3 protein-coding genes are annotated in these 3349 nt (G+C 39.1%); all 3 read right to left on the reverse strand.

Annotated features, from left to right (window positions below):
• Positions 1 to 810, reverse strand: an 810-nt coding sequence (locus tag Q7J67_08155) for a transposase (GenBank protein ID MDO9465252.1), incomplete at its 3' end; no start/stop codon positions are given.
• A 579-nt stretch (positions 811 to 1389) separates the two neighbouring features.
• A complete protein-coding gene (locus Q7J67_08160; protein ID MDO9465253.1) occupies positions 1390 to 1902 on the reverse strand; it encodes a DUF4411 family protein in 513 nt (170 codons plus the stop codon).
• Positions 1899 to 3071: an XRE family transcriptional regulator gene (locus tag Q7J67_08165; GenBank protein ID MDO9465254.1), complete on the reverse strand. Its 1173-nt coding sequence runs from the start codon at positions 3069 to 3071 to the stop codon at positions 1899 to 1901. Before Q7J67_08165 ends, Q7J67_08160 begins: the two co-directional genes overlap by 4 nt.
• Between the last annotated feature and the right edge of the window lie 278 nt (positions 3072 to 3349).

The following is a 3349-nucleotide window of genomic DNA, read 5'->3' on the forward strand; positions in this document are numbered from 1 at the left end:
AACCATATTTCCCATTGCTTTGCTGTCATTCAGGTTTGTTACCTTGTAGTCGATGGGAATGTTGTTCTTTGAGTCAACGGTGTCTTGTACATTATAAGCTACTTCAGTGATGTTGTTTCGGACCATTATCTGCCGGCTCTCAGGATCAGAGATTGAGATCTGGGTTTCCCCTGATTCTTTCAGTTGCTTTTCAATATTCCTGTAATTGTCTTTTCTCTCCTGTTGCTTTTTAATCTCATCTTGTATTATCTGCTGATTATCTCCGTCGTTTTCAGCCAGTGCCCTGGTATACTCTTCAAGCTTGTTATCAATATATGCTATATGCCGGTCTATTTTAGCCTGGTTATAGTTATTCTTTTTGCTGTTTTGAGCCCGCAGTTTGGTACTGTCTCCTGCAATAAGCTTTCCGCCTATCAGGTCAAAATGCCTGGCAATCTGAACTGTTACCCTGAAGACCTTTTTTATGGCTTTGGGATTGTCTCTGCGGAAATTGGCTATCGTGTTATGATCAGGTCTTAGGCACTTCAAAAGCCACATTACTTCAATGTTTCTTTTGCACTCCTTTTCCAAATCCCTGGTCGACCGTACCTTATTCATATACCCGTAAATGAATAGCTTAAGCAAATCAGTAGGATGATATGCCGGACGACCGTTTTCGATAAAGTCCATTCTAAATCCATAATCTTTAATAGAAAGGCTATCGACAAAAAGGTCTATTATCCTCACTTCATTATCAGGGTCAATGGATTGGTCCAGAGAAACAGGGAAAAAATTAATCTGATTTCTGTTATGTCCTTGTATGAATTTCATATAGTTAAGTTACAAAACCCACAGCTTTTTGAAGAATCCCCAGCCTCATAGTTATGAACAAAAGGGAGAGGTTTTTAGACAGTCTGACGGCCCGGCAATAAAGAGGGCCGAGCGTTAAGAAATTGCCTGGCAGGCAATTTTAGCGAAGAGCCTGCTTGCGGGGTTGGCCTGTTACCCGACGCAGCAACCGGGCAGCGTCCTGGTACTTTAGCCGGAAAATTGTCACGGTGCAAGGAGGGTATGGCACGTATTTTTGCAATCATGGTACAAGTTTTATTGCGTTAAGGCGCGATCGCGGTACAAAGTTGCTAAGTGGCCGGTAATTACTCCCGGTGCAGAAATTTGATAAATGGGCAGTGGTGCAGTGTCGCTGTAGAAGTTGTCTCGAAGCAAGAAATTTGTCATGCTGCTGGAACTTAATTGTGTGAAGATGCGCGTGTCCGGGTGCAACGGCCTTATGGATTTGTCTTGGGAGCAGGAGCAAAAGCAAAAACCGTGACAACTTGTCCCGCGGCAGCGGGAAACAACTTACCTTTATTGTCCGTGTTGTATGCAGGCATTTTTAAAACTGTCGCGCGGTCAGGATTTCCCTATTTTACAGGAAAACTGTATGTCTAGTTTGTCAACAAATTCAAAGTCATTAATCCAAGGAACACCCAGATTATCACAAACATTTGGGATCTTTATTTTAGATGAATTAGCAGCCAAAACTTTTTCTTCTTTTGTCACGATTATTGCATGCTCATTAATTGCATGTGCAATGATCCATGGGTCAGCCAAAGATCTCTGTTTAGTATTATCTACAAGATTCTTATGAGTTGGATTCGATTCAAAAATGTGCTTTAAGATCTTGGTAACATTTTCGTCTATGTCTATCACCGGAATATTACTTTTTTTAAGCCACTGTGATAAATCATCATCAGTCTGGGTGATTTCATTATAAACCATCTTTGGGATGAAAATAACACCCTGAGTTCCAAGTTCATCTAGGAGAATCCAATAATCTGGACAGAATTTAGGAGAATAATACTTTTGCCAGGCTTGAATTAAGACATTGGCATCTAAGCAGTATCTTTGAATGGGAATTGTCATCGATAAAGTTGCGCTTCAAGTTTTGGAAAATTATTTACTTGAGTATTCAATAGGCTACTTGCTTGTGTAGGTTCAATGAATCCTCCTCGAAACGCATCTAAGACAATTTGAGTAAAAAGTCGGCTGTTCTTATTTAGTCTTAATAGGTAAGGACTAGGCCCTCCTTTTTGATCTTTCTGCCTTGCCTTTTTTTTTTCTTCACGAATTAGAAACTCTTCAAATTCTATATCTGCTTCCCTTTTTAAAGCTCGATATTTATCAAGTGATATAAGATCAAGTTGATATGCTCGAAAAATAAATGCAAATGAACTTACTCCAATTAATTTAGATGTTTTAAATACCTCTCTAATTGACCTGAAAACGCTAGGATTAATACCTGTCATAATATACATCGGCATTAAAGCATTTGCAGCAACTGAATTGCAGAAAAGTTCAACCGGGTGTAAACTTTCCTTAAATCTAATCTCTGGCTCAATTTCATTTGAGATTCCTGATTCAGCAATCCATATATGGGCTAACTCATGAACAAGAGTAAAAAGTTGAGGAGCATCCCAGTCTTCTGAGTTAACAAATAAGAATGGGGCATATGAATCAGCAATCGTAAATCCCTGAATTTCTTCACTGTCAAGTTTAAGTCTGGAGTGTATGAAACTTGTTCTGGAGATAAATATTCCTTTTGATTCTGCCTTTTCAATCCATTCCCTAATAGGTTTTTCAAAAGTATATTTTAATGGATTTATATCGAGTGTACTTAGAATATCATTAGCAACATCAATTGGATTATCGTTTATGGAATATTTTCCTACAAAAGCAAGTTGCTTGTCATGGTTTTCTTCATAAACATCCCTTATCCATGATTGCTTTTGTTGAATTTCTCTAATAATAAAAATCGATGCTGTACCAAGAGGTTTTGCTGTTTTTCTTCTGTAGTCTTGAAGTGGTTGAAAGTCTCTGGGAATTTCAGGTAAGAAGAATAGAGCGAACGGTCTTCTATAAGCTTTCGCCAATGTTTCTGCCTGACGAATTGTTGGTTGACTAATCCCGTTTTCCCATTCGATTAGTTTTTCAGGAGATACAGAAACCTTAGACGCAGCAATTTCTTCTGACATCCTTGCGGATTCTCTTGCCCATCTGAGCACATTTGGTGTTATGTAGGCTTTGTCTGCCATGTTATGATGCTAGTCTCCCTTTTCTACAACTTCAAAAGTCATATAAAGTTCTGAAATATATTAGTTTTTTTCAAGATAATGACATTATTTATTTATTTGGATCGAAGTCGTCTGGTTATTAGTCGATTAATTGGAGACTGTCATTGTAATTCTTCCCTTGTCAGGCCGGTGACCGCTTGCATACAACGGCCCGGCAATAAAGGGAGGTTGTGTTACCCGACGCAGCATCCGGGCAGGGTCCAGGTACTTTAGCCAGTAAGCTGTCACGGTGCAAGGAG

It is taken from the genome of bacterium, from assembly GCA_030652805.1.
Lineage (GTDB): Bacteria > JAHJDO01 > JAHJDO01 > JAHJDO01 > JAHJDO01 > JAHJDO01.